The organism is Microbacterium jepli (genome assembly GCF_047237905.1).
In the GTDB taxonomy this organism is placed as follows: domain Bacteria; phylum Actinomycetota; class Actinomycetes; order Actinomycetales; family Microbacteriaceae; genus Microbacterium.
On the sequence record NZ_JBDFLW010000001.1, the window covers coordinates 42,853 to 67,871 of the forward strand.

At 66.7% G+C, this 25,019-nt stretch carries 33 protein-coding genes and 1 pseudogene; 16 read left to right on the forward strand and 18 right to left on the reverse strand.

Annotation, left to right across the window (positions count from 1 at the left end; translation table 11 throughout):
- Nucleotides 1–29 precede the first annotated feature (29 nt).
- Nucleotides 30–266: a hypothetical protein gene (locus tag ABC304_RS00245; protein WP_043340519.1), complete on the reverse strand. Its 237-nt coding sequence runs from the start codon at nucleotides 264–266 to the stop codon at nucleotides 30–32.
- A 93-nt stretch (nucleotides 267–359) separates the two neighbouring features.
- Between ABC304_RS00245 and ABC304_RS00250 the strand changes: the two genes are divergently transcribed.
- A complete protein-coding gene (locus ABC304_RS00250; protein ID WP_005050761.1) occupies nucleotides 360–893 on the forward strand; it encodes a helix-turn-helix transcriptional regulator in 534 nt (177 codons plus the stop codon).
- 5 nt (nucleotides 894–898) lie between these two features.
- Here the strand turns inward: ABC304_RS00250 and ABC304_RS00255 are convergent, their stop codons facing one another.
- Genes ABC304_RS00255 through ABC304_RS00275 form a run of 5 tightly spaced genes read right to left on the reverse strand, consistent with a single transcriptional unit; the run spans nucleotide 899 to nucleotide 3,554 of the window.
- Complete coding sequence (locus ABC304_RS00255) at nucleotides 899–1,651, reverse strand: HNH endonuclease family protein (protein ID WP_005050763.1); 753 nt, start codon at nucleotides 1,649–1,651, stop codon at nucleotides 899–901.
- On the reverse strand, nucleotides 1,648–2,124 hold the full coding sequence (locus tag ABC304_RS00260) for a hypothetical protein (protein ID WP_005050765.1): 477 nt from the start codon (nucleotides 2,122–2,124) through the stop codon (nucleotides 1,648–1,650). The genes ABC304_RS00255 and ABC304_RS00260 overlap by 4 nt, the downstream gene beginning before the upstream one ends.
- Nucleotides 2,124–2,426 carry a hypothetical protein gene (locus ABC304_RS00265; protein WP_005050767.1) on the reverse strand — a complete coding sequence of 101 codons (303 nt, stop codon included), beginning with the start codon at nucleotides 2,424–2,426 and terminating at the stop codon, nucleotides 2,124–2,126. Before ABC304_RS00265 ends, ABC304_RS00260 begins: the two co-directional genes overlap by 1 nt.
- Nucleotides 2,419–2,670, reverse strand: coding sequence for a hypothetical protein (locus ABC304_RS00270; RefSeq protein ID WP_005050769.1), 252 nt, complete (start codon nucleotides 2,668–2,670; stop codon nucleotides 2,419–2,421). The genes ABC304_RS00265 and ABC304_RS00270 overlap by 8 nt, the downstream gene beginning before the upstream one ends.
- Nucleotides 2,670–3,554, reverse strand: a complete 885-nt coding sequence (locus ABC304_RS00275; RefSeq protein ID WP_005050771.1) for a hypothetical protein — start codon at nucleotides 3,552–3,554, stop codon at nucleotides 2,670–2,672. Before ABC304_RS00275 ends, ABC304_RS00270 begins: the two co-directional genes overlap by 1 nt.
- Before the next feature lie 152 nt (nucleotides 3,555–3,706).
- On the opposite strand from ABC304_RS00275, the gene ABC304_RS00280 reads away from it, so the two are divergent.
- Together ABC304_RS00280 and ABC304_RS00285 are read left to right on the forward strand one after the other, a co-directional pair.
- Nucleotides 3,707–4,366, forward strand: coding sequence for a type IV toxin-antitoxin system AbiEi family antitoxin domain-containing protein (locus ABC304_RS00280; RefSeq protein WP_005050774.1), 660 nt, complete (start codon nucleotides 3,707–3,709; stop codon nucleotides 4,364–4,366).
- Nucleotides 4,359–5,417 carry a nucleotidyl transferase AbiEii/AbiGii toxin family protein gene (locus ABC304_RS00285; protein ID WP_005050776.1) on the forward strand — a complete coding sequence of 353 codons (1,059 nt, stop codon included), beginning with the start codon at nucleotides 4,359–4,361 and terminating at the stop codon, nucleotides 5,415–5,417. The genes ABC304_RS00280 and ABC304_RS00285 overlap by 8 nt, the downstream gene beginning before the upstream one ends.
- Nucleotides 5,418–5,422: 5 nt before the next feature.
- On the opposite strand, the gene ABC304_RS00290 is transcribed toward ABC304_RS00285, so the two are convergent.
- Nucleotides 5,423–5,641 carry an Lsr2 family DNA-binding protein gene (locus tag ABC304_RS00290; protein ID WP_082157160.1) on the reverse strand — a complete coding sequence of 73 codons (219 nt, stop codon included), beginning with the start codon at nucleotides 5,639–5,641 and terminating at the stop codon, nucleotides 5,423–5,425.
- Here ABC304_RS00290 and ABC304_RS00295 point away from each other — a divergent pair.
- Entirely contained in the window at nucleotides 5,569–6,012 is a 444-nt protein-coding gene (locus ABC304_RS00295; RefSeq protein ID WP_082157159.1) for an SDR family NAD(P)-dependent oxidoreductase, read from the forward strand. The two genes, ABC304_RS00290 and ABC304_RS00295, sit on opposite strands and share 73 nt — an antisense overlap.
- An 85-nt stretch (nucleotides 6,013–6,097) precedes the next feature.
- Here the strand turns inward: ABC304_RS00295 and ABC304_RS00300 are convergent, their stop codons facing one another.
- The 4 genes from ABC304_RS00300 to ABC304_RS00315 all read right to left on the reverse strand — a co-directional run bounded on the left by ABC304_RS00300 (nucleotide 6,098) and on the right by ABC304_RS00315 (nucleotide 9,166).
- The gene (locus tag ABC304_RS00300) at nucleotides 6,098–6,490 is read right to left on the reverse strand and encodes an SDR family oxidoreductase (RefSeq protein ID WP_005050794.1); all 393 of its coding nucleotides are present in this window, start codon (nucleotides 6,488–6,490) and stop codon (nucleotides 6,098–6,100) included.
- Nucleotides 6,491–6,541: 51 nt separating this feature from the next.
- Nucleotides 6,542–7,207, reverse strand: coding sequence for an N-carbamoylsarcosine amidohydrolase (locus ABC304_RS00305; RefSeq protein WP_005050795.1), 666 nt, complete (start codon nucleotides 7,205–7,207; stop codon nucleotides 6,542–6,544).
- Complete coding sequence (locus tag ABC304_RS00310) at nucleotides 7,204–7,509, reverse strand: polysaccharide deacetylase family protein (protein ID WP_005050797.1); 306 nt, start codon at nucleotides 7,507–7,509, stop codon at nucleotides 7,204–7,206. The genes ABC304_RS00305 and ABC304_RS00310 overlap by 4 nt, the downstream gene beginning before the upstream one ends.
- Before the next feature lie 260 nt (nucleotides 7,510–7,769).
- Nucleotides 7,770–9,166, reverse strand: a protein-coding gene (locus tag ABC304_RS00315; protein WP_370428832.1) for an IS3 family transposase whose coding sequence is annotated in 2 segments (ribosomal slippage) — nucleotides 7,770–8,830 and nucleotides 8,830–9,166 — 1,398 coding nt in all. Because the reading frame shifts where the segments join, the coding sequence is not laid out codon by codon here.
- Nucleotides 9,167–9,290: 124 nt separating this feature from the next.
- Here ABC304_RS00315 and ABC304_RS00320 point away from each other — a divergent pair.
- From ABC304_RS00320 to ABC304_RS00360, 9 genes and pseudogenes are all read left to right on the forward strand, one after another.
- Nucleotides 9,291–10,544, forward strand: coding sequence for an aromatic ring-hydroxylating dioxygenase subunit alpha (locus tag ABC304_RS00320; protein ID WP_005054956.1), 1,254 nt, complete (start codon nucleotides 9,291–9,293; stop codon nucleotides 10,542–10,544).
- A 77-nt stretch (nucleotides 10,545–10,621) separates the two neighbouring features.
- The gene (locus ABC304_RS00325; RefSeq protein WP_231868223.1) at nucleotides 10,622–11,128 is read left to right on the forward strand and encodes a 3-phenylpropionate/cinnamic acid dioxygenase subunit beta; all 507 of its coding nucleotides are present in this window, start codon (nucleotides 10,622–10,624) and stop codon (nucleotides 11,126–11,128) included.
- Complete coding sequence (locus ABC304_RS00330; protein WP_005054953.1) at nucleotides 11,125–11,451, forward strand: hypothetical protein; 327 nt, start codon at nucleotides 11,125–11,127, stop codon at nucleotides 11,449–11,451. The genes ABC304_RS00325 and ABC304_RS00330 overlap by 4 nt, the downstream gene beginning before the upstream one ends.
- A 3-nt stretch (nucleotides 11,452–11,454) precedes the next feature.
- The gene (locus tag ABC304_RS00335; protein WP_005054951.1) at nucleotides 11,455–11,652 is read left to right on the forward strand and encodes a ferredoxin; all 198 of its coding nucleotides are present in this window, start codon (nucleotides 11,455–11,457) and stop codon (nucleotides 11,650–11,652) included.
- The gene (locus tag ABC304_RS00340; RefSeq protein ID WP_005054949.1) at nucleotides 11,649–12,860 is read left to right on the forward strand and encodes an NAD(P)/FAD-dependent oxidoreductase; all 1,212 of its coding nucleotides are present in this window, start codon (nucleotides 11,649–11,651) and stop codon (nucleotides 12,858–12,860) included. Before ABC304_RS00335 ends, ABC304_RS00340 begins: the two co-directional genes overlap by 4 nt.
- A 118-nt stretch (nucleotides 12,861–12,978) precedes the next feature.
- Nucleotides 12,979–13,125 (forward strand): annotated as a pseudogene (locus tag ABC304_RS00345) (helix-turn-helix domain-containing protein); the annotation flags it as partial.
- Nucleotides 13,126–13,167: 42 nt separating this feature from the next.
- Entirely contained in the window at nucleotides 13,168–13,713 is a 546-nt protein-coding gene (locus tag ABC304_RS00350; protein ID WP_223159176.1) for an IclR family transcriptional regulator, read from the forward strand.
- 161 nt (nucleotides 13,714–13,874) lie between these two features.
- Complete coding sequence (locus tag ABC304_RS00355; RefSeq protein WP_005054944.1) at nucleotides 13,875–14,597, forward strand: alpha/beta fold hydrolase; 723 nt, start codon at nucleotides 13,875–13,877, stop codon at nucleotides 14,595–14,597.
- A 16-nt stretch (nucleotides 14,598–14,613) separates the two neighbouring features.
- Nucleotides 14,614–15,528, forward strand: a complete 915-nt coding sequence (locus ABC304_RS00360) for an alpha/beta fold hydrolase (protein WP_005054941.1) — start codon at nucleotides 14,614–14,616, stop codon at nucleotides 15,526–15,528.
- Nucleotides 15,529–16,357: 829 nt separating this feature from the next.
- On the opposite strand, the gene ABC304_RS00365 is transcribed toward ABC304_RS00360, so the two are convergent.
- From ABC304_RS00365 to ABC304_RS00375, 3 genes are all read right to left on the reverse strand, one after another.
- Nucleotides 16,358–17,754 (reverse strand): IS3 family transposase gene (locus ABC304_RS00365; RefSeq protein WP_370428832.1). Its coding sequence is split into 2 segments (ribosomal slippage): nucleotides 16,358–17,418 and nucleotides 17,418–17,754, totalling 1,398 coding nucleotides; the frame shifts between segments, so codons are not numbered across the junction.
- A 326-nt stretch (nucleotides 17,755–18,080) separates the two neighbouring features.
- Entirely contained in the window at nucleotides 18,081–18,176 is a 96-nt protein-coding gene (locus ABC304_RS00370) for a hypothetical protein (protein WP_370651862.1), read from the reverse strand.
- Nucleotides 18,177–18,260: 84 nt separating this feature from the next.
- Nucleotides 18,261–19,657, reverse strand: a protein-coding gene (locus ABC304_RS00375) for an IS3 family transposase (protein WP_370428832.1) whose coding sequence is annotated in 2 segments (ribosomal slippage) — nucleotides 18,261–19,321 and nucleotides 19,321–19,657 — 1,398 coding nt in all. Because the reading frame shifts where the segments join, the coding sequence is not laid out codon by codon here.
- A 279-nt stretch (nucleotides 19,658–19,936) separates the two neighbouring features.
- Here ABC304_RS00375 and ABC304_RS00380 point away from each other — a divergent pair.
- Nucleotides 19,937–21,172 (forward strand): IS256 family transposase, encoded by a 1,236-nt coding sequence (locus tag ABC304_RS00380; RefSeq protein WP_046746337.1) that lies wholly within the window; start codon nucleotides 19,937–19,939, stop codon nucleotides 21,170–21,172.
- Between the two features lie 43 nt (nucleotides 21,173–21,215).
- On the opposite strand, the gene ABC304_RS00385 is transcribed toward ABC304_RS00380, so the two are convergent.
- Nucleotides 21,216–21,500, reverse strand: a complete 285-nt coding sequence (locus ABC304_RS00385) for a helix-turn-helix domain-containing protein (RefSeq protein WP_139833211.1) — start codon at nucleotides 21,498–21,500, stop codon at nucleotides 21,216–21,218.
- Nucleotides 21,501–21,899: 399 nt separating this feature from the next.
- On the opposite strand from ABC304_RS00385, the gene ABC304_RS00390 reads away from it, so the two are divergent.
- The gene (locus tag ABC304_RS00390; protein ID WP_171024331.1) at nucleotides 21,900–22,196 is read left to right on the forward strand and encodes a hypothetical protein; all 297 of its coding nucleotides are present in this window, start codon (nucleotides 21,900–21,902) and stop codon (nucleotides 22,194–22,196) included.
- A gap of 271 nt (nucleotides 22,197–22,467) precedes the next feature.
- Here ABC304_RS00390 and ABC304_RS00395 read toward each other — a convergent pair whose 3' ends face one another.
- Together ABC304_RS00395 and ABC304_RS00400 are read right to left on the reverse strand one after the other, a co-directional pair.
- Nucleotides 22,468–23,121, reverse strand: a complete 654-nt coding sequence (locus tag ABC304_RS00395) for a GNAT family protein (protein ID WP_005055300.1) — start codon at nucleotides 23,119–23,121, stop codon at nucleotides 22,468–22,470.
- A 58-nt stretch (nucleotides 23,122–23,179) separates the two neighbouring features.
- Nucleotides 23,180–24,023, reverse strand: a protein-coding gene (locus ABC304_RS00400) for an IS5 family transposase (protein WP_241186004.1) whose coding sequence is annotated in 2 segments (ribosomal slippage) — nucleotides 23,180–23,716 and nucleotides 23,718–24,023 — 843 coding nt in all. Because the reading frame shifts where the segments join, the coding sequence is not laid out codon by codon here.
- A gap of 169 nt (nucleotides 24,024–24,192) precedes the next feature.
- On the opposite strand from ABC304_RS00400, the gene ABC304_RS00405 reads away from it, so the two are divergent.
- A complete protein-coding gene (locus tag ABC304_RS00405; protein ID WP_005052801.1) occupies nucleotides 24,193–24,774 on the forward strand; it encodes an ABC transporter permease in 582 nt (193 codons plus the stop codon).
- 22 nt (nucleotides 24,775–24,796) lie between these two features.
- On the opposite strand, the gene ABC304_RS00410 is transcribed toward ABC304_RS00405, so the two are convergent.
- Nucleotides 24,797–25,019 (reverse strand): amidohydrolase family protein (locus tag ABC304_RS00410; RefSeq protein ID WP_412928391.1); only part of this gene is annotated, 223 nt, incomplete at its 5' end.

The following is a 25,019-nucleotide window of genomic DNA, read 5'->3' on the forward strand; positions in this document are numbered from 1 at the left end:
GGGCGCTCCATGAAGGTCTGGCGGGGTCGCTAGGACGCGAGGCGGCCGCCGTAAGAGCGCCCGCGTCCGTGGTAGGACTTCTGCGCCTTCCGCAGCCCTTCCTCGGTCATCCCCAGCAGGAGGGCGATCTCTCGCTGGGTCAGCTCGGCCGCGCGCGCCTCGTCGACGACTTTGCCGCGGCGTTCGCGCAGCTCGTCCGCTTGCGCGAGCTGCTGGCCGATGCGACGGAGCTCCTCACGGATGGCGTCCGCGTCCTTGTTAGCCATGCGCCCCAGCATCCCCAACCAAGTTGGGTCTGGTTGCCGCGGCGCGCCGTAACCGCGAAAGTGGTTATATTCATCCAGCTGAGAGGAGCGCTGATGACCGGACGGCACCTCACCACGGCGGACGTCGCCGAGAAGCTCGGCGTGTCCGTCGTCGCGGTCTACAAGATGCGCTCCATCAGCAACAAGCTGCGCAGAGCCGGCCAGGAGGGTCCTCTGCTCCCCGAGCCGGTTGCCATAGAAGGCAACTCCCCGCTCTACGACGAGGCCGCGATCGACGCATTCGCGCAGGAGCGCGCGCGCAGGGCGCCCTCGCAGCGCGGCCGCCGGCCGCGACTGATGCCGGGACTGGCGCGCGATGCGGCTTTCGCGGAGCGGTTGCGGGCGGCGATCGCGGACGGGGCGGGGGCGCCCGAGGTTCCCACGCAGGCGGCTCTGATCGACCTGCTCGGCTTGAACGTCGTCACGTTCGGTGAGCGGATGCGAGGGCGCACCCGCTGGACCGACGCCGAGCTCGAGGTGATCAGGCGCACCCTCGGTGTCGACACGACGGATGCGAACGAGGTCGTAGACCGCGCTCGCGCGGCCAAGCGTCAGGCGCGCGCGGCGAGATCCCACGCGGGTTCGTAGCGGCTTCACGACATGCTCCCGCTCTCGTCGCTGGCTTGCTGGGCAGCGCAGGTTGAGAGCGTGTCCACGAGCGCACCGCGGTCGGCTTCGTCGACCGCGAGGTGCCAGGTGTCGACGATCTCCGTGTAGCGGGCGACGTAGGTGCACACGTAGTCGGCGTTCGATGGCAGCCACAGGGCTGGCCCGTGGTCGTTCTTGGCCGCATTCGTGTTGCCATCGACGGCGACGATGTTGTCGAACGAGTTGGCGAACTGAATGCGCTGCTGCTCGGTCCACGCCCACGCGCCCCCGGCGTGCGCCGCCGAAAGGCTGACGATGTGGTCGATCTGGACGCCGGAGCTTCCCGGGGCTCCAGGGGCGGCGATCCGGTCGTGCTCGAACTCAATGCGTGTGCCCGTGTACGGATCGGGGTCGAGCACGCCGGAGAGCACCGTGCAACCGTCACGGACGACGTCCTGCAGCTGGACGGCGAGGAGATCGTCTCGCTGATCGCAGCCGTTTCCCTCGATGTCGATCCAGCGCTCGCCGAACGTGGCGCGGCGATACTCGGGAATCTCCTCGGTGGGATCGATCAGCGGCAGCTCCTGCGCGACTGCGGCGAGCGCGGTGTAGTCGTAGGTCGGGTCCGGGGCGGGTGCCTGCGGGCGCGTCCATGTGTCGATCCAGGAGGTGATGCCCAGCTGGTGGGCGCCGAAGCCGAGCGCGAGAGCTGCGACCGCGGCGAGGGCTGTGCTGGCGCGGCGGGTGCGTCGGTTCATCTGCGCTCCTTTGCCTGTGCGGTGTCGGCTTGGTCGAGCAGCAGTATGGTTCGGGCGATCTGGGTGCGTGCCTCGTCGATGACCTCGAGGGTTTCGTCGTCGGCGTCGAGCTCTGAGAGTGCGTGGCTCTGGCGGCGGAGCTGGTCGCCGAGGTGGAACATGCCGGCACTGAGGAGGACCTCGGCGAGCGCGGCCGCGCGGGCGCCTTGGTGGTCGGCGCTGACGGCGAGGTCGTCGATGATCTCGATGAGGGTTGCGCGGGATCCCATCGTTGGGTCTTCTCCTGGAGTGAGCTCGCGGAGCGCTTCACGGTTGAGCAGCGTCTGGAAGAGCCTGTGCATCCGTTGGGTGAGGGGGCGGCCGTCGCGGCGGGTGCAGTTGAGCGCGAACTCGCGGAAGCTCCATCGGACGGTGACGGGTGTGCCGGTCTGGATGGTCATGGCTTCCTGGAGGCGCACGGCGATGTCGGTCATCAGTGCTCCTCGGTTCGGCCCAGGTGGGGGATCTGCTTGAGGTGGGCGCCGCGGCCGTTGCCGAGCTGGGGGGAGATCGCGCAGCTGGGCAGGTGCAGTCTCGCGTTCGGCCCGTGGCCTGCTGCCGCGTGGGGTGTGGGCTGCCGCGTTGGCCGGGTGTGCCGGGCGCCTCGCTGAGTCAGCGGGAGGGGGTTGAAGCGCAGCGACAGGGCCCAGCGATGGCCGCCGAGCGCGCGGACGACCCGCAGCCACTCTCCCTCTTTGGTGGAGTCGATGGTGAAGGTGTTCGGCTGGTCAGACATCTGCGGCTTCTTTCGGTGCGAAGGGGCTGTTCTTGGCGTCGCGGAGCATCTGCCGGGTGATCGGCTCGGTCTCCTCGAGCGAGGCGAGCGAGAAGTAGTGGCGGCGGGCGCGGGCCGCTTCGGTGCAGGTGAGCAGCTGGCGGTTGCCGTGGTTCGGGCATCCTCCCTTGCTGCGGCATCCGGCCAGGTAGCCGGCGGTGGTGCCGTGCAGGGCGGCTTCGAGGATGTCGAGCGTCTTGCTCATCAGGCGGCCTGCCGGAGTCCGAGGTCGTCACGGTCGCGGTCGATGGTGCGGACGTCGACGCCGAGCAGGTCGCTGAGCTGGGTGAGGCTGAGTCCGCGTTCGGTCCCGCGTCGGGTGGCTTCGAGGCGCTCGTCTCGGGTGAGGCGGACGTTCTGGCCGGCGAGAGCGAGCTCGATCGCGATCTCGTCGAGCAGGGGTTCCTGCCCGGCTGTGGGCGGTGCCGGGTCGGTGTCGATGTCGTCCCAGGCCAGCGGCGGCAGCCAGCCGTGCCGGCGTGCGACCGTGAGTGCGTAGGAGCGGCCGACCCGCTGCGCTCGGGTGTGGGTGGGGGGCTGCTGGTCCCAGAGCTCGTCGTAGAGCGCGGCGATGTCGTCGTGGACACGGATGTCCACGTAGGCGCCTTCGAGTGCCTTGTTGACCTTCCAGCGCGGGTAGCCGAGTCGGCGTGCGATCTCGTGGTGGTTCCATCCGATCGCGGCCAGAGCCTGGAGGCGCCGGCGGGTGCCGCGGCCGTTGACTCGGCCCTGCGCGGCGAGAGTGCTGCTGTCGGGGGTGACTGCGAGGAGTTTGCGGGCGGTGGCGCCGGTGACGAACCGTGCCGTCTCGCTGTTGAGCAGGCGACGGACCGTGGCGCCGCCGACGCCGGCGCTGATGGCGATCCGTTCGGGGATCATCCCGGTGTCGACCAGTGCCTGCAGGTGCTGCCGGATCGGCTCGATGGGTTGGTGCGCGTCCTGGTATCGCCCGTAGGCCAGGAGACGGTAGCGGTCGCGGCGGCGGCGCGCGTTGCCGTCCATGCAGGCGCGGCACCCGCAGAGGTGGACGACGTAGCAGGTGGAGGTCAGCCCGTGCTTGTGGTCCGGCGGGCAGGTGTGGGTCCGCATCTTCTCCTCCTCACAGATGGTTATATTCCCGAATATAACCCGTTCCCGAGGGTTTGGAACCCCCTCACTGCTAAGGGGTGGCCCCAGAGGCTCGAAGTCGACAATCTGAACGAGCTACAACGTTTGTTGCGGTTTCTCGCTACACTGTGCGCATGGCAGGATCAACTTTCGCTCGTCTGGGCGAGCTCGCGTCACAGCGTTGGGGCCTGGTGACCACCGCCCAGGCGCTCGAGGCTGGCGTGGCGCGCCCGACCCTGACGCGCCTCGCCAACAGCGGCGCGCTCATCCGCGTCGCGCGCGGCGTCTACCGCCTCGCCGGCGCGCCAGAGCACGAGCAGGAGGCGATCCTCGCGACCTGGCTCGCCCTCGGCGGCGCCGACCGTCCCCGCACAGACACCGGCGTCCCGCCCGTCGTCGCCGCAGGCCAGACGGCCGCGCAGCTGCATGGCATCGGCGACTGGTTCCCCGGGCCACTCGAGTTCGTCGTTCCCACCCGCCGCGGTACCCGCCTGGACGGGGTGCGGCTCCGCACCCGCGAGCTCGCGCCCACCGAGGTGGTCTCCGTCGACGGGATGCCGACCATGAGCGTCGAGCGCACGATCGCCGACCTGATCGAGCAGTGGGTCGACCGCTCCCTCGTCGCCGATGCGCTCGCCGACGCCGCGGACGCGGGAAAGCTGCTCTCCCCCGCCCGCCTGACCGAGTATCTGGAGCCGCTGGCCAAGCCCAACAAGTACCCCTCGGGTGCCGCGCTCGCGGCTGATCTGCTCGCTCTTGCGGGCGTCGACGCGGTGGTGCCGGCCGATGCCTGAGCCCGACGGCTACAAAGACTGGACGGGGCTTGCGCAGGCGATCAAGGCGGCCGCGACGAAGGCAGCCGGTGACGGCGCGAGCGCGCTGGATGTGAATGCGCAGATCGTGCAGGCACAGCACGATCGTTTCCTCAGCCGGGTCTTTGCGGAGGGGGAAGAGTCCGAGTGGCTGCTCAAGGGCGGCACGGCGATGCTCGCCCGGGTGCCGAAGTCACGGTCGACGAAAGACCTGGATCTGGCCTCGACCGGCGCCGCCGATCTGGATGCCGCGCAGCAGGCGCTCGAGCAGGCAGCCGCGCGTGATCTCGGCGACCATGTGCGGTTCCAGCTCACCCGTGCCCGTGCGACCGGGCGAGGAGAGAACCAGCCGGGTGTCGCGACCCGGCGCCTGGTGTTCACATGTCTGGACGCGAACACCGGCCGGAGGATCTCCGACATCCCCATCGACGTGGTCGTCGGCCCTCCCCCGGTCGGCCGCGTCGAGACGATCGAGCCGTCGACGCGGCTGCAGCTGGGGCGGCCGGTCCCGTCGCACCCCTACCGGCTGTTCCCGATCTCCGATCAGGTCGCGGAGAAGGTCACTGCGACGATGAGCACCTACAACGGCCGCCCCAGCAGCCGCGCGAAAGACCTGGTGGACATCGTCACCATTGCACGCACGCAGCGCGTCGACCTGCGCGAGCTGCAGATGGCCATCGACGCGAAGCGTGCACTGTCAAAGCTCGACTCGTTCACTACGTTCACGGTCCCGGACGGTTGGGACGGTCCCTACCGGGTGCTCGCGGCCGGCACGCCCTCAGCCGGCGGGATCACCGATCTGGGTGAGGCCGTGGCTCTCGCGCGTCAGCTGATCGATCCCGCGCTCGCCGACGCGCCCGTGCAACCGGGGACGGTCTGGGTCCCTGGCTCAGGCTGGACACAGAACCCTCCGCCGCCGGAGCCGGGCGGCAGCGGATCCCCTTCGGGGGAGGTCCACGTGCGCGCGCACGTGCGCTCCGGTTATCCCGTCACGGAGCACTGGCGCGCAGCGCGCGGCTCAGCCCAGGAGTGACCGCGTCAGTGCGCCGCGTCGTACGCCTCGAGGATGGACGCGGGAACCCTGCCGCGATCGCTGACCTGGTGTCCGTTCTGACTGGCCCATTCACGCACCGTGTTGAGATCGGCCCGTCCGCCCCGCGACGTCCTCGCCGGACGCCGGGTGGCTGCGCCGATGCGGCGCGCGCTCTTGGCCCAGGCCTCGAACTCGAGATCGATCTCGAGTTGCTTTCCGTCGATCGCGAAGGTCGCGGGATCGAGCCGCTCGCCAGGTCGCGCACACCACCGCGAAGGGCGGCGTCATCGCGATGACGAAGTCGCTCGCTGCGGAGGGCGCCCGCTACGGCGTCCGCGCGAACTCGATCTCGCCTGGCTTCGTCAGCACCCCGGCGACGGACAAGGCGGTGGATGCGGAGGGCAAGGCCTGGCAGGTCGGCAACGCGCTCATTCAACGCCCCGGCACGGGCGAGGACATCGCGTACATGCCGCTCTACCTGGCCTCCGACGAGTCCTCTTGGGTGACCGGACAGAACTACAGCGTCGACGGCGGCGCGACCGCCGGGTGGCGGAACGACAGCGAGACGGACCGACTGGCCGCGAAGAACGGCTGACACGCGGGTCGCGGCGCGACCGGTGACGGACGTGAGGCACGGTGTCAGCTGACACCGTGCCTCCCGTCCGTCGTGGCCACCTCGTCTAAATCGCGAGGTACCCGCCGTCGACGGCGAACTGCGCGCCGGTCGCGAAGGCGGCCGCGTCGGAACCGAGCCACGCGACCATCTCGGCGATGTCGTGCGGCGTGCCGAGTCGGCCGATCGGGTGCTTCGTCAGCAGCGCGTCCTTGAAGCCGGGGTAGGTCTCCTCCAGCGCGTCTATCATTGGCGTCTGGATCACCCCGGGCAGCACTGCGTTCACGCGGATGCCTTTGTCGGAGTACTCCACCGCGGCGGCTCGGGTGAGGCCGATGACGCCGTGCTTCGACGTGACGTAGGCGGACTGGTGGGCGATGGCGACCTGCCCGAGGGACGAGGCGGTGTTGATGATGGATCCGCCGCCCTGCGCCAGCATCTGCGGGATCTCGGCCTGCACGCCGGTTCAATATTCCGCACAGAGGAAGTTGGCCCCACGGCGTTACTGCAGTCAATCGTTCTGTTGCGCAAGCCCCCGCAGGTAAGCACGTGCGTCGTCGAGGCTGACGACATCGCCGTACTTCGCGTCGATGTCAAAGAGGCTGGCCAGGTGCGGAAGGGCTGCCCGGTCGCCGACTGCCTCTTCGACGACGATGGTGTGGAAGCCGTAGGAGCAGGCGTCAACCGCCGAGGCGCGCACGCACCCACTGGTGGTGCAGCCGACGATGATGATGGTGTCGACACCCCGTGAGATCAAGCGTGCGGCGAGATCAGTTCCGAAGAAGCAGGATGCGTACTTCTTCACCAGGGTCATCTCGTGGGGCAGCTGGCCCAGCCTGCTGTCGACCTCCACCCATTCGCTGCCCTCCACCAACAGGTGGTTGGACGGGATCTTCTTGATCCAGAGCCCCGCCTCCTGCAATTCGGTGTCGTACGCGACCGTCGAGAAGAAGATGGGGATCTCGAGTTCACGGGCGGGGACGAGTAAGGCATTGGTGGCGGCCAGCTGTGACTCCAGTTCGCCTGACAGGGGCGAACGGCTGTCCGTGAATCCGGTGATCAAGTCGACGATCAGCAGCGCCGGCTTCTCGCCGTAGCCGATCCGGCCGCCCAATCCCTTGGCCTTGAACTCGTCGCGCAGCCGTGCGTACTCATCGATCAGCTCCGTATTCGTCACGAATCGGCTCTCCTGTTCCCCGTCGACTGATAGTGCGCCGCGATGGCATCGCTCGTCGTCACCCAGACACCATCGTGAGACGTGATGTGCTCGAGGGCCCGATCAAGGTAGCGGTGGCGGAACGGCTGGCCGACGATGAACGGGTGCAACGGCAGCGACATGACGCGACCCGAGTGCTCGGAGTCTGAATAGAGCTGATCGAACTGGTCGATCACCGCTTCCAGGAACTGCGGGCCGGTATAGCTCTTACTCACGAACATCGTCACATCGTTGAGTTCTATCGTGTAGGGAACGCTGAACATCCCGTCGACGTTCAGCGGATACGGCTGATCGTCGTTCGTCCAGTCCAGGACGTAGTCATACCCCAGCTCCCGAAGGATCCGGCTGCAGCATCGCGGTACCGCCGAAGATGCTCGTGGAGGGCTTGTCGATCTGATAGTGCTCGATGTTCAGCCCGACATAGAACGCCACTCGGGCCCCATTCGGCCACGAAATCGTCGGTCGCTCCGTGATCGGGCTGTAATCGAAGCGGAAAGTGTCAAGGCGGGTGAGACAGATTCCGTCAGGCGGTCTGTATGAGGGCCTCCTGTGAGGGCTGGTTGATCCAGGCGGCCTCGGGCAGCTTGGGCGCCTGGGGTCGGCGGTGGCCGAAGCGCTCGGGACGGGCGGCGTAGGCCGCGTCCAGGGTGGCCTGGCGCTGGGCGCGGACCTGCCCGGCGGTGCCGAAGTGGACGCTGGCGGGGGTGTGCAGCCCGATCCCGCAGTGGCGGTGCTCGTGGTTGTAGTAGGCGAAGAACTGCTCGGCGAACGCGCCGGCGTCGGCCAGGGACCCGAAGCGCTCGGGGAAGACCGGGGCGTACTTCAGCGTCTTGAACGCCGCCTCGCTGTAAGGGTTGTCGTTCGACACGTGCGGGCGGGAGTGCGACCTGGCCACCCCGAGGTCGACGAGCAGCTGAGCGACCGGTTTGGAGGTCATCGAGGTCCCGCGGTCGGCGTGGATCGCCTCCGGCACGCCATGGATGCCCATGGCGTGCTCGAGCAGGTTCTTGGCGATCTCGGCGTCCTCGCGGGCCGCGATGGTCCAGCCCACGACGAACCTGGAGAAGATGTCGAGCACGACGTACAGGTCGTAGTACACGCCCCGCTCCGGCCCCTTGAGCTTTGTGATGTCCCAACTCCACACCTGCCCCGGCGCCGTCGCGACGAGCTCGGGCCGGGTCCGGGGCGGGTGGCTCGCCTGCCGGCGCCGTTCCCCGGCCATGTCGTGCTCGCGCAGGATCCGGTGCATCGTGGACATCGAGCACAGGTAGGTGCCCTCGTCCAGCAGCGTGGCCCAGACCTGGGCGACCGACTTGTCCGCGAACCGCTGGCTGGTCAACACGGCCAGCACGTGGGCCCGCTCGGCGGCGGACAGCTTGTTCGCCGGTGCCGGCCGCGGTGTCCGTGGACGTGGCGGTGGCGGGTTCTTGGCCCGGTAGTGACTGGCGCGGGAGCGACCCAGCAGCGCGCACGCAGCCGCGGTGCCGACGTGCTCGGCCAGCCCGTCGACGGCCGGGTTGATCACCGCGGCGACCGCGGCGGCTTGTCCGCGCTCTCGGAGAGCGTCTCCAAGAGCGCGTGTGCTTTTCCCATCAGGTCCAGCGCCGCCCTGGTCTTGGCCAGCTCGGCCTCGGCCTTCTCCGCCCGGGCCCGTAGCGCCTGCAGCTCCCGCTCGCGCCGGTCCCGCGGCTTGCTGCCCAGCCCGGACAGCGAGCCGGCGGCCGCGGCCTTGCGCCACTCGATGATGTGGGAGGTGTACAGGCCCTCCCGGCGCAGGATCTCCCCACGCCCAGAGCGGTCCGCGGCGTCGTACTCGGCCAGGATCGCCGCTTTGAACTCGGCGGTGAACGTCCGCCTCTTGGGCCGGTCAGCACGAGGAGCCATAGCCCCATCATCGGTGCCGACGTCAGCAACCGTCATCGTCATCTCAGTATTGGTCCGTTCTCGCCCCGTGCAGTGCGAAGGTCAGCAGTGCTGGTGTCTCACCCCATCCTGACGCACAGGGCTCGAGCGGGAGCGCTTGTTCAGTCGCGCGTGGATCTTCGTGGGTCACGAATCAGAGATCCCTCAGCCCGGCGACTACGTGGTGCGGCGAGTGCTCGACGACTCGTTCATCGTGGTGCGCGACGAGAGTGGCTCCGTCAAGGCGATGTTCAACATGTGCCTGCACCGAGGAATGCAGGTGTGCCGGGCGGAAATGGGCAACGCCTCGCACTTCCGCTGCCCGTATCACGGCTGGTCGTACCGCAACGACGGACGAATCGTGGGGCTGCCGTTCCACGAAGAGGCGTACGGTGGCGAGGCTGGCTTCAATCGCAAGGGAGCCCGCCTGCTTCCGGCGCCGAGCCTCGACAGCTACAACGGGTTGATCTTCATCAGCATGGATCCGGATGCGCCACCGCTGATCGACTACCTCGGCGATTTCGCTTTCTATCTCGACTACTACACGAAGCAGAGCTCCTCGGGCATCGAGCTCCGCGGCCCGCAGCGCTGGCGGGTGAAGGCGAACTGGAAGATCGGCGCAGAGAACTTCGCCGGCGACATGTACCACACGCCACAGACCCACACCTCGGTGGTCGAGATCGGCCTCTTCCGCGAACCGAAGGCGGAGAAGCGTAAAGACGGCAACACGTACTGGGCGGGCAACGGCGGAGGCACGACCTACAAGCTTCCGGAGGGAACGCTCGAGGAGCGGCTGCGCTACGTGGGCTACCCCGACGAGATGATCGACCGGATGAAGGAGGTCTGGTCCCAGGACCAGCTCAATGTGATCGGCGAGAACGGCTTCATGATCTCGGCGGCCTCGATCTTCCCGAACATGAGCTTCGTGCACAACTGGCCGAAGGTGGAAGACGGCGACGACGTGCTCCCGTTCATCTCGATCCGTACCTGGCAGCCGATCAGCGAGAACGAGACCGAGGTGCTTTCCTGGTTCGCCGTCGACGCAGCGGCACCGGAGGAGTTCAAGGCTCTGTCGTACAAGGCGTACCTGATGTGCTTCGGCAGCACGGGGATGTTCGAGCAGGACGATGTGGAGAACTGGGTGTCCCTTACGAACACCGCGAAAGGGAATATGGCGCGGCGCTTGCTGCTGAACAGCCGGATGGGCGTGCTGAAAGACGGCAGATTCGTCGTGGAGCCGCTCGGACCGGACGCGTTCTCTGGCCCGGGCGTGGCCCACGTCGGTTACGGAGAGTACAACCAGCGGCATCTGCTCGAGCGCTGGGCGGACTACCTCGAGACGGAGCCGACCGCGCTGATCATCTCGTCGGTGGGGATGCCGGAGGGGCTGTCATGACCGAGGCGCGCTGGGTTCGACTGAAAGAGTCGCCGCTCGGAGCACATACGACCAAAGCCACGCGGGTGGGGAGTTCGTTGTCGTTCTCGGACGGCCTGCATCTGGAGACGCACAGGTGGCTCGTCGAAGAGGCATACATCCTCGACGAGCAGCGGTACGAGGACTGGCTCGACCTCATCGCCGACGATGTGCACTACATCATGCCCGTGCAGGTCACTACCGCGCTCGGCGCCGGGTACTCGACGTCTCCGGGCATGGCGCATTGGGACGAGAACAAGTACTCCCTGAGCCGGCGGGTCGCCCGCTTCCTCACGGAACACGCCTGGACAGAGGATCCGCCCTCCCGGCTCCGTCACTTCGTCACGAACGTGCGCACCTTCGAGAGCGACGTCCCGGGCGAGGTCGTCGTCGATTCTGCGGTGCTTCTTTTCCGCAGTCGCGGCGACGTGCACGAGCCCGCGGTGATCTCGGCCGGCCGCGAAGACGTTCTGCGACGTGTCGGCGGCGGGTTGCAGCTCGCACGCCGAACCATCACGGTCGACGAGTCGGTCTTGCGCACACAGAATCTGGCGATCTTCCTATGAAACTCGAATGGGAAGGCGAAGAGGACGACCGCATCGCGGCCATCGCAGCAGCAGACGAACGTCAGCGGCTCGAAGACCAGCGGGTAGGGGCTCCGATCTCGATCGCCAATGAGTTCTCGGAGATCCGGGTATCTCGCGTGGAGACACGCAACGGCTCCCGGCTCCTGATCGAGTCGCCGCGATCCGGGCAGTGGGTCGCTCTCGATCCGCTCGAGCTCGAGGCGCTGACCTGGCAGACTACGGCGACGTTCTCCGCCATGATCGCCCAACCGTTCGCACCGATGTTCCCTGAGATAACGCCTGAAGAAGCAGGAGAGGAGTGACACATGCCTGTCGTGAAAGCGGATCTCGGGCTCTGTCAGGGCTACGCCAACTGCATCATGGCCGCGGGAGACTATTTCGATCTCGATGACGACGGCGTCGTGATCCTGCTCAGAACAGAGGTCGACGAGGCCGACCGGAAACGGGTCACCGAGGCGGCGAACAGCTGCCCGGTTTCCGCGCTCCGGGTGGAAGACGAATGACGACAGCGATTGTCGGTGCGTCGATCGCGGGGGTACGGGCCGCGCAGGCGCTTCGGGCAGAGGGGTATCGCGGAGACGTTGTGCTCATCGGCTCCGAGCCCGTGCTGCCCTACGACAAGCCGCCGCTGTCGAAGGGATACCTCGTCGGTGCAGGTGCAGCCGAGGTCACGCTCCTCACGGCGGCGGAGGCGCTCGAGCTTAACATCGACCTTCGTCTCGGTGTGCCGGCGGTAGGTCTGGACCGTGCGTTGTCGGAGCTCCGGCTGGCGAATGGACGGCGGGTCGGCTTCGATGACCTCGTGGTGGCGACCGGCGTCCGCGCGCGGCCGTCGCCGTGGGGTGAAGGCGAGGGAATCCATGTGCTGCGGACACTCGACGACGCAGACCGGCTGCGCGCCGAGCTAGTTCCCGATCGCAGGATCATCGTCATCGGAGCGGGCTTCATCGGCGCCGAGGTCGCCGCGACCGCTCTTGGGCTCGGAGTCGATGTCACCCTGGTCTCGGCGACACGCGACCTGATGTCACGCCGGCTCGGTGACGAGATTGGCGCCCTCTTCTCGCAGAAGCACTCCCGGCATGGCGTACATGCGGTTCTCGGACGGACGGTCGCGCAGATCGACGGTGCGAAGGGAGACTTCCGCGTGCTCCTGGATGACGGTTCCGAGCTCCACGGTGATGTCGTCGTCATCGGCATCGGGGCAGTGCCGAACGTCGAATGGCTCGAGGACTCAGGGCTCGAGATCGACGACGGTCTCGTCTGCGACGAATTCCTCACGGCACTCGGCGCCCCGGAAATCCATGCGATCGGCGATGTTGCGCGGTGGCGGCATCCGGTTCGCGGCGATCTCACCCGTCTTGAGCACTGGACGAATGCGGTCGACCAGGCGCGCTGTGTCGCGCACAACATCGCTCATCCCGACGACCGACGCTCATATCTGCCTGTCGAGTATGTCTGGAGTGACCAGTTCAACTGGAAGCTGCACATCGTCGGTCGCACGACGGCAGTCAACCCCGAGATGGTGACGGACCCTCGAACACCCGACCGGATCGCGTCTCTGTACTCTCAGAATGGTCTGTCATTCGACGGGGCAGTGGTACTGAATTGGCCCCGCGCTCTCGTCGAAGTCCGCCGGTCCATCGCAGCGGGATCGTCGCTTTCCGACGTTCGTGTACGACTGGGCCGGCTGCTCGAATCGGCGTCCGGATAGACCTGGACGGGATCGCCTTGCCCTTGATGGCGGCCCTGAGGGCCGGCAGGAACGATACAGTTTCTGTTGTGCAGAGAAATAGAGCAGCCGACGGAGTCGATGCGGCTCCGCAATACCGATCGAGTCGGTCGACAATGCCCTGAAACTCCTGCTCCTGCTCGGTGAGAAGAACGAACTTCGACTGACGGACGCCAGCAAGCACCTGGGTGTCGCGACCTCAACGGCGCATCGCATCCTCGCGATGCTTCAATGGCGAGGATTCGTGCGGCAAGACCCGCGAACGAAGACATACGGGCCAGGGCCGTCGTTGACCACGATCGCCTTCTCGGTGCTGAGAAAGATGGACATCCCGCAGATCGTGCAACCGATCCTCGAGGAACTCAGCCACCAAGCCGGCGAGACGGTTCACCTCGGCACGCTCGACGGCAACTCCACTCGCTTTCTCGCAGTCTCGGAACCGACGACGGCGGTGCGAGTCGCTTCACGGTTGGGCAAGGAGATGCCGGCCCATTGCACCTCCACGGGAAAGGTTCTCCTGGCGCAGCTCCCGCGAGAACAATTGGACCGTCTCTACCCCGACGAGCAACTCTCACAGGTGACTCCGCAGTCGATCCGTACCAAGACCGAGCTCCTCGCACAACTGGATCTTGTCGCGAAGCAGGGCTATGCAACGAACCGGGAGGAGAGCGAGGAGGGCGTGGCCTCGGTGGCCGTGGCCGTTCCCTCGGCGAGCGGGCTGCGGTTGGCGATCAACGCATCTGCCCCGGTGTTCCGCTTGCCTCCCCGCAAGGTGAAGACCCTCGTCGCACTCCTCGATGAGGCAGCCGTACGTCTGGCCGACCTGACCTCCTGAAGGCTCGTCGTCTCTTTCCCCTGCGACCTGGTGCAGGGGTCGTTCGGCGCGTTCTGAAGAGAGCTCGAGCCATGCTGGACTGTTGGCGCCGCGCAAGCTATTGTGTCTTCTAGTTAGGAACAAGTTCTGCTCAGCAGATAAATATGCGAAGAGGATGATCAATGCAGATCGTACTGGTGCACGGCGGATGGGTAGGCGGCTGGGTGTGGGACGGCGTCGCCGACGAATTGCGCAGAATGGGGCACGAGGTGATCGCGCCGACGCTGCGCGGTCTCGAAGACGGTGACGTGGACCGCTCCGGCGTCACGATGAGCATGATGGCGCGCGATCTGATCGATCAGGTAAGAGAGCTCACCCAGCTCGACATCGTGCTCGTCGGTCATAGCGGCGGAGGTCCGCTCATCCAACTCGTCGCTGAGGCGATGCCCGAGCGCATCGGCCGGGTCGTCTTCGTCGACGCCTGGGTGCTGCGCGACGGCGAGACCATTAACGACGTGCTCCCCGATCCGTTGGTCGCAGCGACGAAGGCGCTTGCGAGTCAGTCCGACGACAACACCATCGTCATGCCGCCTGAGCTCTGGGCCGCGTCTATGCAGGACATGTCCCCGTTCGAGCAGCAGCAGCTCGCCGCGCTCGAGCCGAGGCTCGTCCCAGCGCCGGCAGGCTGGTCCGATGAGCCGATCCGCCTCGACCGGTTCTGGGCGAGCAGCATCCCGTCAAGTTATGTGTTCCTCGCTCAGGACCAGGCCGTTCCCGCTGAGATCTACCAGGCCGCGGCCGGGCGGCTTGATAGTCCGCGCACGATCGAGATCGACGGAAGCCATTTGGTGATGCTCACGCATCCGGAGAGGCTCGCACGGGCCCTCGACGCCGTCATTGCCTAACAGGCCTGGGGAAGCTATGGATTCGATTTCACGCCCAGACGACGTCGCGCCGATCTCGTACACCGAACTGGCGCCGTCGGGTGCGCCTGCTCGGTGGATCGTCCTCGTGCACGGGGGTGGTGCCTCGAACGAGTACTATCTCGAGACGCCCGACGGCCGACAGGGCTGGGCGGCACGATTCGTATCGCATGGCTACGGTGTGCTGGTGGTGGACTGGCTGGGGTTGTCCTATGAGGCGGCCCAACACGTCGATGATCGTGCGGCGTCTGCGCGGCTGGACTATGAGAGCGTGTGCCGAGGGATGGGCGTGTTCCTCTCTGGTCTCGGCCGGAACGTCGTGCTGGTCGTGCACTCGATGGCAGGTCCGATTGGCTTCCGCCTCCTAGAGACGCATGGCGATCTCATCGACGGGCTCGTAGCCGTCGCTCCGGGCCCGCCTGGAAATATACAGGCGGTGCCCGAGATCGTGAGGGAGTCCGACCAGGAGGTCTCCATCCGTGGAGCGGCCATCGACTGGACCATCCCGAAGATGGGTTTCTGGGAACCCACAAGCGCCTTCGTGAACGACAAGGCCATCGGACCCAGCCGGCGGTTCCCCCGCGAGTGCATCGAGGTGTTCCGCCGCACCCTTCGGCCGATCCCGGCCCGGATGCTTTATCAGCGTCAGAACATCGGTGGGAGCCAAATGAGGATCGGGCCGACCGACGCGTTCACGAACAAGCCGATTCTCGTCTTCACGGGTGGAGCCGATACCGACCACCCCTCGCAGCTGGATCAGGACATCGTGGCCTGGCTCACCGATCAGGGCGCCGCCGTCACCTTCTGGTCGTCCGAACTGCCTCTTCTCGCTGGGAACGGCCACTCGCTGATGGTCGAAGACAATAGCGACGAGATCGCTGACGAGATCGCGCGGTGGATCACGGCGCTCTGACTCGCCACCGTATCGTCCCGGCCATTATTTCAGCCGACCCGACGTCCCCAACAGCGGAGGAGAACGCCAGTCGTTTCCTTCGTGTCACTCGAGGGAACGCTGTGCCAGCTCGTTGCCGACTACGACTTGGTCGATCGGGCCCTTGCTCGAACTCCTCATTTCATACGTCTGGCGATGGACTCAAGGGAGATGTTCGCCGACGGCCGCGTGCAACTCCAGGTCATCGGTGGACAGCTGAGGCGTCTGCCACGACGCATCGAGACGATCGGTTCGCAGCTCGAACGGAACGTTCGGGCTGAGCATAAGGATGTTCCGAGACCTCCAGGAACGCGGATGGATCGGTTCGTTGGTCGGGGAGCTGACGACCACCCTGGTTGGCGTGGCGCTTATCGTCGCTGCGGTGCTACTTTCGGTCTCGGGGGGTGGCCCCCAGCTCGCCCCGACGTCGCACTCCTACCGTTCCTAGGGGCGGGGTGGTCGGCCTCGCGGGCAGGCTCCTCGTGCTGAGGCCGCTGCGCACCTCCTTGATGCGCACCACGCTGATCGCCGGATCCTGGCAAACTATCCCGCGACGCGAATTCGCAGGGGGTGTCGGCGCGACTTTCGATCGACGTACAGTGCCGTCCGTTAAACGATCGGTTCGTGCGACCGAACTGTCGAACGCCTGTGCATCGCTGCGGCGAGTTCCTCATGGCGCAGTACCTGGGTTTCGCTTCCGGAAGAAGATTTCACGAACCCCAGCGACACGGTGTTGCGGTGACGTTCGACGAAAGAGAAGAAGGATGGCCCGGCGAATCGGAAAGTGTCAAGGCGGGTGAGACAGATTCCGTCAGGCGGTCTGTATGAGGGCCTCCTGTGAGGGCTGGTTGATCCAGGCGGCCTCGGGCAGCTTGGGCGCCTGGGGTCGGCGGTGGCCGAAGCGCTCGGGACGGGCGGCGTAGGCCGCGTCCAGGGTGGCCTGGCGCTGGGCGCGGACCTGCCCGGCGGTGCCGAAGTGGACGCTGGCGGGGGTGTGCAGCCCGATCCCGCAGTGGCGGTGCTCGTGGTTGTAGTAGGCGAAGAACTGCTCGGCGAACGCGCCGGCGTCGGCCAGGGACCCGAAGCGCTCGGGGAAGACCGGGGCGTACTTCAGCGTCTTGAACGCCGCCTCGCTGTAAGGGTTGTCGTTCGACACGTGCGGGCGGGAGTGCGACCTGGCCACCCCGAGGTCGACGAGCAGCTGAGCGACCGGTTTGGAGGTCATCGAGGTCCCGCGGTCGGCGTGGATCGCCTCCGGCACGCCATGGATGCCCATGGCGTGCTCGAGCAGGTTCTTGGCGATCTCGGCGTCCTCGCGGGCCGCGATGGTCCAGCCCACGACGAACCTGGAGAAGATGTCGAGCACGACGTACAGGTCGTAGTACACGCCCCGCTCCGGCCCCTTGAGCTTTGTGATGTCCCAACTCCACACCTGCCCCGGCGCCGTCGCGACGAGCTCGGGCCGGGTCCGGGGCGGGTGGCTCGCCTGCCGGCGCCGTTCCCCGGCCATGTCGTGCTCGCGCAGGATCCGGTGCATCGTGGACATCGAGCACAGGTAGGTGCCCTCGTCCAGCAGCGTGGCCCAGACCTGGGCGACCGACTTGTCCGCGAACCGCTGGCTGGTCAACACGGCCAGCACGTGGGCCCGCTCGGCGGCGGACAGCTTGTTCGCCGGTGCCGGCCGCGGTGTCCGTGGACGTGGCGGTGGCGGGTTCTTGGCCCGGTAGTGACTGGCGCGGGAGCGACCCAGCAGCGCGCACGCAGCCGCGGTGCCGACGTGCTCGGCCAGCCCGTCGACGGCCGGGTTGATCACCGCGGCGACCGCGGCGGCTTGTCCGCGCTCTCGGAGAGCGTCTCCAAGAGCGCGTGTGCTTTTCCCATCAGGTCCAGCGCCGCCCTGGTCTTGGCCAGCTCGGCCTCGGCCTTCTCCGCCCGGGCCCGTAGCGCCTGCAGCTCCCGCTCGCGCCGGTCCCGCGGCTTGCTGCCCAGCCCGGACAGCGAGCCGGCGGCCGCGGCCTTGCGCCACTCGATGATGTGGGAGGTGTACAGGCCCTCCCGGCGCAGGATCTCCCCACGCCCAGAGCGGTCCGCGGCGTCGTACTCGGCCAGGATCGCCGCTTTGAACTCGGCGGTGAACGTCCGCCTCTTGGGCCGGTCAGCACGAGGAGCCATAGCCCCATCATCGGTGCCGACGTCAGCAACCGTCATCGTCATCTCAGTATTGGTCCGTTCTCGCCCCGTGCAGTGCGAAGGTCAGCAGTGCTGGTGTCTCACCCCATCCTGACGCACAGGGAATCCCAATCGCGCGAAGTCTCGCCTTCGAAATGACAGAAGCGCTCCTGTGCTCGCGCGTCGGTTACTTCGCACCTTCTAGGTGTGACGTTATCAATTAGGGTGATGACGACCGGTGACGGGTACCGGTACCTGCTGAACTCTGTCGTGTCCGGTGACGGCGACCGCGACGCCTCGTCTGTGTTGACGCGGTATTACGCGGAGGCCGGGACTCCTGGCTCGATGTAGCGCCGAGGGGGTCGCTACTGGTCGGTTCCGACGTTGTGTTCAACCCAGTCGCGCAGATGCTTCAACGGGGCGGCTGCGCTGTGTCCGAGGTCAGTAAGTTCGTACTCCACGCGAGCGGGAACCTCGGGGTAGACGGTGCGAGTGAGCAGGCCGTGGTCTTCCGGAAAGTGTCAAGGCGGGTGAGACAGATTCCGTCAGGCGGTCTGTATGAGGGCCTCCTGTGAGGGCTGGTTGATCCAGGCGGCCTCGGGCAGCTTGGGCGCCTGGGGTCGGCGGTGGCCGAAGCGCTCGGGACGGGCGGCGTAGGCCGCGTCCAGGGTGGCCTGGCGCTGGGCGCGGACCTGCCCGGCGGTGCCGAAGTGGACGCTGGCGGGGGTGTGCAGCCCGATCCCGCAGTGGCGGTGCTCGTGGTTGTAGTAGGCGAAGAACTGCTCGGCGAACGCGCCGGCGTCGGCCAGGGACCCGAAGCGCTCGGGGAAGACCGGGGCGTACTTCAGCGTCTTGAACGCCGCCTCGCTGTAAGGGTTGTCGTTCGACACGTGCGGGCGGGAGTGCGACCTGGCCACCCCGAGGTCGACGAGCAGCTGAGCGACCGGTTTGGAGGTCATCGAGGTCCCGCGGTCGGCGTGGATCGCCTCCGGCACGCCATGGATGCCCATGGCGTGCTCGAGCAGGTTCTTGGCGATCTCGGCGTCCTCGCGGGCCGCGATGGTCCAGCCCACGACGAACCTGGAGAAGATGTCGAGCACGACGTACAGGTCGTAGTACACGCCCCGCTCCGGCCCCTTGAGCTTTGTGATGTCCCAACTCCACACCTGCCCCGGCGCCGTCGCGACGAGCTCGGGCCGGGTCCGGGGCGGGTGGCTCGCCTGCCGGCGCCGTTCCCCGGCCATGTCGTGCTCGCGCAGGATCCGGTGCATCGTGGACATCGAGCACAGGTAGGTGCCCTCGTCCAGCAGCGTGGCCCAGACCTGGGCGACCGACTTGTCCGCGAACCGCTGGCTGGTCAACACGGCCAGCACGTGGGCCCGCTCGGCGGCGGACAGCTTGTTCGCCGGTGCCGGCCGCGGTGTCCGTGGACGTGGCGGTGGCGGGTTCTTGGCCCGGTAGTGACTGGCGCGGGAGCGACCCAGCAGCGCGCACGCAGCCGCGGTGCCGACGTGCTCGGCCAGCCCGTCGACGGCCGGGTTGATCACCGCGGCGACCGCGGCGGCTTGTCCGCGCTCTCGGAGAGCGTCTCCAAGAGCGCGTGTGCTTTTCCCATCAGGTCCAGCGCCGCCCTGGTCTTGGCCAGCTCGGCCTCGGCCTTCTCCGCCCGGGCCCGTAGCGCCTGCAGCTCCCGCTCGCGCCGGTCCCGCGGCTTGCTGCCCAGCCCGGACAGCGAGCCGGCGGCCGCGGCCTTGCGCCACTCGATGATGTGGGAGGTGTACAGGCCCTCCCGGCGCAGGATCTCCCCACGCCCAGAGCGGTCCGCGGCGTCGTACTCGGCCAGGATCGCCGCTTTGAACTCGGCGGTGAACGTCCGCCTCTTGGGCCGGTCAGCACGAGGAGCCATAGCCCCATCATCGGTGCCGACGTCAGCAACCGTCATCGTCATCTCAGTATTGGTCCGTTCTCGCCCCGTGCAGTGCGAAGGTCAGCAGTGCTGGTGTCTCACCCCATCCTGACGCACAGGGGGCGGCTGGACGATCTCACCGAGTGGGCGCATGGTTTCACCGGCCGGGCCCAGTCGTTCCCCGGCTACCGGGCCTGGAGTCCCGCGGGGTGGTGGTCTTTCGGGCCCGCGGCGTCGTGACCGCGACGGGGTGAGCCATCGTGCGATGGTCAGTGAGAACGACCAAGAACTCACACAGAAAGACGACACCGCACGATGGCTCTTGACCAGTCTGCCCTCCTCGAGCTGCTCGGGGAACTGAAGCTCACCGGCACCACCGACCGCATCCGAGCCGCGACCGAGCGGCTCTACCAGGAGCTGATCGACGCGGAGACAGCCGCATTCATCGGCGCCGCCCCCTACGAGCGCACGAGCGAGCGCACGACTACCCGCAACGGTTCCCGGCCGCGGGTGCTGTCGACCACGGCTGGGGATCTGGAGTTGCGGATCCCGAAGTTGCGGCAGGGGTCGTTCTTCCCGTCGCTGCTGGAGCGGCGCCGCCGGGTCGACCAAGCCTTGTTCGCGGTCGTGATGGAGGCCTACCTCCACGGCGTCTCAACCCGGAAGGTCGATGACCTCGTCAAAGCGCTCGGCGCTGACACTGGCATCTCGAAGTCCGAGGTGTCCCGCATCTGCCAAGGGCTCGACGCCGAGGTCGCATCGTTCCGCGACCGCTCGCTGTCTGACATCGCCTACCCCTACGTGTTCCTCGACGCGACCTACTGCAAGGTCCGCATCGACCACCGTGTCGTGTCCCAGGCGGTCGTCGTCGCGATCGGCGTCGCCGCTGACGGGCGGCGGGTCGTGCTGGGCTTCGATGTCGGAGACAGCGAGACCGAGGAGTTCTGGAAGCAGTTCCTGCGCTCGTTGAAGACACGAGGTCTGGGCGGGGTGAAGCTGGTGATCTCCGACGCCCACGCCGGACTGAAGAAGGCCGCAGCGACCGTGTTGCAGGGCGCCGCCTGGCAGCGCTGCCGCGTCCACTTCATGCGCAACGTCCTGACCGCCCTCCCGAAGGGCCGGCAGGAGATGGTCGCCAGCGTGATCCGCACGATCTTCGCCCAACCCGACGCCGAGCACATCGATGCCCAGTTCGACGAAGTCGTGCGCATGATCGAGCGCGTCCACCCCAAGACCGCCGTGATGCTCACCGACGCCCGTGACGACATCCTCGCGTTCAAAGCGTTCCCCGCCCGGCATTGGCGACAGATCTGGTCCACGAACCCGCTGGAACGCCTCAATCGGGAGATCAAGCGCCGCACCGACGTCGTTGGCGTGTTCCCGAACAACGCCGCCCTGCTCCGCCTGGCCGGCTCCGTCCTCGTCGAGCAACACGACGAATGGGAAGCCGCCGACCGCCGCTACTTCTCCGAAGCCTCCATGACCGAGCTCACCGCGACCACCCCCACCATCGACGAGGCGGTGATACTCCCCGAGATCACCGCCGCCTAAACTAACGACAGCTGATCATCGCAACGAAGCGAAAGACCACCACTCAAACGGACGCGGCCGATTCCAACGCGATGTGCAGCACCGTGTCCGTACTGACTTTGAGTCGGTAGACCGCTCGCTCAAGCCGCAACCGGCGCAGGTGCGCTTTCGGGTTCTCACCCACGACCGCACGGAAGACGCGGTGAAAGTGATGCGGCGAAAGACCAGCGACCGCCGCGATCTCGGCGAGGGTCACCGGCTCCTCGAGACGCTCCTCCATCCAGTGAAGTGCCCGGCTCACACGTTCCGCATGCCGCTGAGCGGTGAGTGGAAGGACGACTGAGGACACGCTTCGAATCTACGAGCGCCGGTCAGTCGGCGTCTCGACGTTTTTTGCGAATCCCACCGAAGCGACTCGCCCCAATGCCCCGAAAGGTCCATATGGACATCGCGTAGACATCTCCCCTGCGAAATGGACAACTCGGAGCGTGACATCTGTAGGAACCGGCTGACGATGAACTGCTGTCGGTCGTCAGAACTGGTCTGCGAGCGCCCTCCGCTGCGCATCCCAATCGAAGTCCTCCAACGTTTTGCGAGCCGGTAACCCGGCGGCCTTGATCCGCAGCTCTGCGCCCGAAGCGTTGCGCGCCGTGGTCTTCCGCGTGAAGGAGCCTGAGTGGGACACTTCTTCTGAGGGCCACCTGTAGGGATCGCTTTGGGGTCGTCGACCGCGCATGAAGGGAGAACCGTGATGACTGGGGATGAAGTGTTCGACACGATCGCTCACGAGATGACTGCGCTTGACGGTGTGTCACGGAACCACCGCGGCAGTCTCATCGTCTCGGGAAGCAGCAGTGGCGCCGTGCGCGCCATGACCAGCGGCGGGCAGGTGGTGGTGAAGCTTGACCCAATGCGCACGGCGGCTCTCGTTGACGCCGGCGTCGGGACACACTACAAGGGTCAGAAGAACGCGTGGCTCCAGCTTCCGGCCGACCTCGACTTTGATCACGTGCGCGGTCTCATCCTCGAGGCGCTGACTGCATGAGAAACCCTTCTTGATTGATGGTCCTGTCCCCTGGTGTGGTGGAGGATCCGGCCGGGTTGTCTTCGTCGTAGACGTTGGTGAGCCATCGTGGTGATAGTCAGTGAGGGCTCGTCGGATCTGATCGACGCGGGAAGCGACCGTGTGGATCGTTGCCGCTCCGCACGATCTCACCACGGAGCGCACCGCCCGCCGCAACTGGACCCGCCCGACGACGCTCGCCACCTGGCCGGGGAGGTCGACCTGAAGGTTCCCAAATACCCGGGGGCGTGACTCACGCCTCGAGGTTCTCGGTCCCGACGAACGCGTTGTGACGCCAATAGATGTTGTCCCGGAAGTGCGCAAACCCGACGCTTTCGTACGACGCAGCGACCTTCTTTCGGGAGCGCCGAAACTCGATCTCGGACAGGTGCTCCCACGGCACCGGTTGCGCGCGGAGAACGATGAGAGTCTCCCTCCCCGTGCCGGTCACCGTCTCCACCAGCGTCGTGAGCAGACGTGGACCAAGGCGCTGACCCCGGTACGGTGGCTCCACAAAGACGCCCTCGACGATCACGAGCTGCGACACCTGCTCGCCAACCAGCGGATCGCGGGAGTCGAGCCACTCGAAGACGTTCTCATCACCGAGAATCGACTCGGTGATCTCGAATGCTTCGCCGCCTACTTGATCGAACACGTCAACGACGTCACCCACCCGGTCGAGGTCGACGGTGTACGCAGTAGCGCGCGCGATGACACGACGCTCCGGCTCCCCCTCGTCGTCGTCATCGAAGATGTACAACGTCGCGTCAGCGGAGATCTTCGCGACGCCCGACGGCAACTCCGTCCAGTTCACGGAGTCCGGTACTCCGACCAGTGGCCGCGTGACCTTCACAATGCACTCAATATCCGTGAGGTCCACGTCAAGTCGCGCAACAACAGCAGACATACTCACCCCTTCAACAACGGATACGCGGCAACGGCATCGTGCCGACAATACCCGGGCGCTAGGGCGTGTCTCTTAAAGCCTTGAGCCAGATGGTGATGGCGCGTAGGACGACGCCGCCGCGATAGGTCAGGGCGAGTTTGTCGTAGCGGGTGGCCAAGGCGCGCCATTGCTTGAAGATGTTGAATCCGCGCTCGACGACGTTGCGGCGCTTGTAGGCCTCGGTGTCGTAGGTGACCGGGCGACCACCCTTGGCGCCGCGGCGCTTGCGGTTGGCGATCTGATCATCGCGTTCGGGGATGACGGCCTGGATGCCGCGCCGGCGCAACAGCTTGCGGTTGGCCCGGGAAGAGTAAGCCTTGTCACCCAGCGCCCGGTCGGGCCTGGTGCGTGGCCGGCCCCCACCCAGGCGCGGTACCCGCAGGGCGTTCATCACGTGCTCGAACATCGGGGAGTCCCCGCCCTGCCCGGGCCCGAGCAGCATCACCAGCGGCCGCATGTTCCCGTCGCACAGGTGGTGGATCTTCGTCGACAGGCCGCCGCGGGAGCGGCCGATGGCGTGATCAGGCGGCTCGATGCGCAGATTCGTGTAATTCGTCAGGTCCCCCTGTGTCCCGGGGCAGGTTGGTGGCGTGCTGATGGGCGCGGTTGATCGTGGAGTCCACCGAGACTTCCCAGTCGATCAGCCCGGCGGCGTCGGCATGGGCCAGCAGGACGCTGTGGATCTTGTCCCACGTCCCATCACCGCTGAAGCGGCGGTGCCGCTTCCACACCGTCTGCCACGGCCCGAAGCACCCGGGTAAGTCCCGCCACGCGATCCCGGTCCGGTAGCGATAGATGATGCCCTCCACCACGGTGCGATGATCGGCGAACGGCCGACCACGACGCCCCTGCGAGGACGGCATCAACGGAGCAATCAGCTCCCACTGCGCATCAGTCAGCAACTCCGTTCGAGACACACACCGAGCGTTCCAGCGACCAGCCCAAACCTTTGGGAGACACGCCCTAGTCGCTTTCCAGGAGAACTGGCTCTTCGCGCGGATGGCGAGCGACGTCTTGCCGAGTCTTTCCAGGATGATGATCGGGTTCATCGGCGCTGTGGTCATCGGCGTGGTCGTGGGGTTCGTTCTCGGTCAGGCGCACCGCCTCCAGGCGATGTTCGCACCCGTGCTCGAGTTCCTGCGCGCGATCCCTGCGGTCGCGTTGATTCCCCTCGTCATCATCGTGCTGGGCCTCGACGACACCGCGAAGGTGATTCTGATCACCTTCATCTGCCTCTGGCCCGTGCTCCTCAATACCGAAGCTGCAATCAGAGGAATGGACCCCGGACTGCGCGAGACCGCCCGGGTGTACGGCATCCACTGGTTCCGCTACGAGTTGCAGGTCGCACTTCCCGCGGCAGCTCCGCAGATCTTTGCCGGAATGCGCACGAGTCTTTCGCTCGCGCTCATCATGGTCGTCGTGAGCGAGATGATGGCGGGAGGCAACGGGATCGGCGTCTTCGTTCTTCAGTCGCAGAGGTCGTTCGCGATCACGGACATGTGGTCGGGCATCGTGCTCATCGGGATCTTCGGGTACGTGTTCAACCTGCTGCTCATCGTCGTCGAGAACCGGGTGCTCGCGTGGCACCACGGCGCGAACACCGCCGTGGAGTGACACCGCGGTCGAGAGGACGCCCTCACACCTCGATGCCGCCGCACCACACACGCAGAACGCGACGCGCGGCAGCGATGTCGGTGAGCGGATCGCCGTCCACCAGCACGAGGTCGGCTCGCAATCCGGGGGTGATCGCCCCCCGATCGTCGAGTGAGAACGCGTGCGCGGCCGTCGAGGTGGCAGCGCGCAGCGCTTCGGCTGTTGACAGGCCGGCGTCCACGAGCAGAGCGAGTTCGTCGTGCATG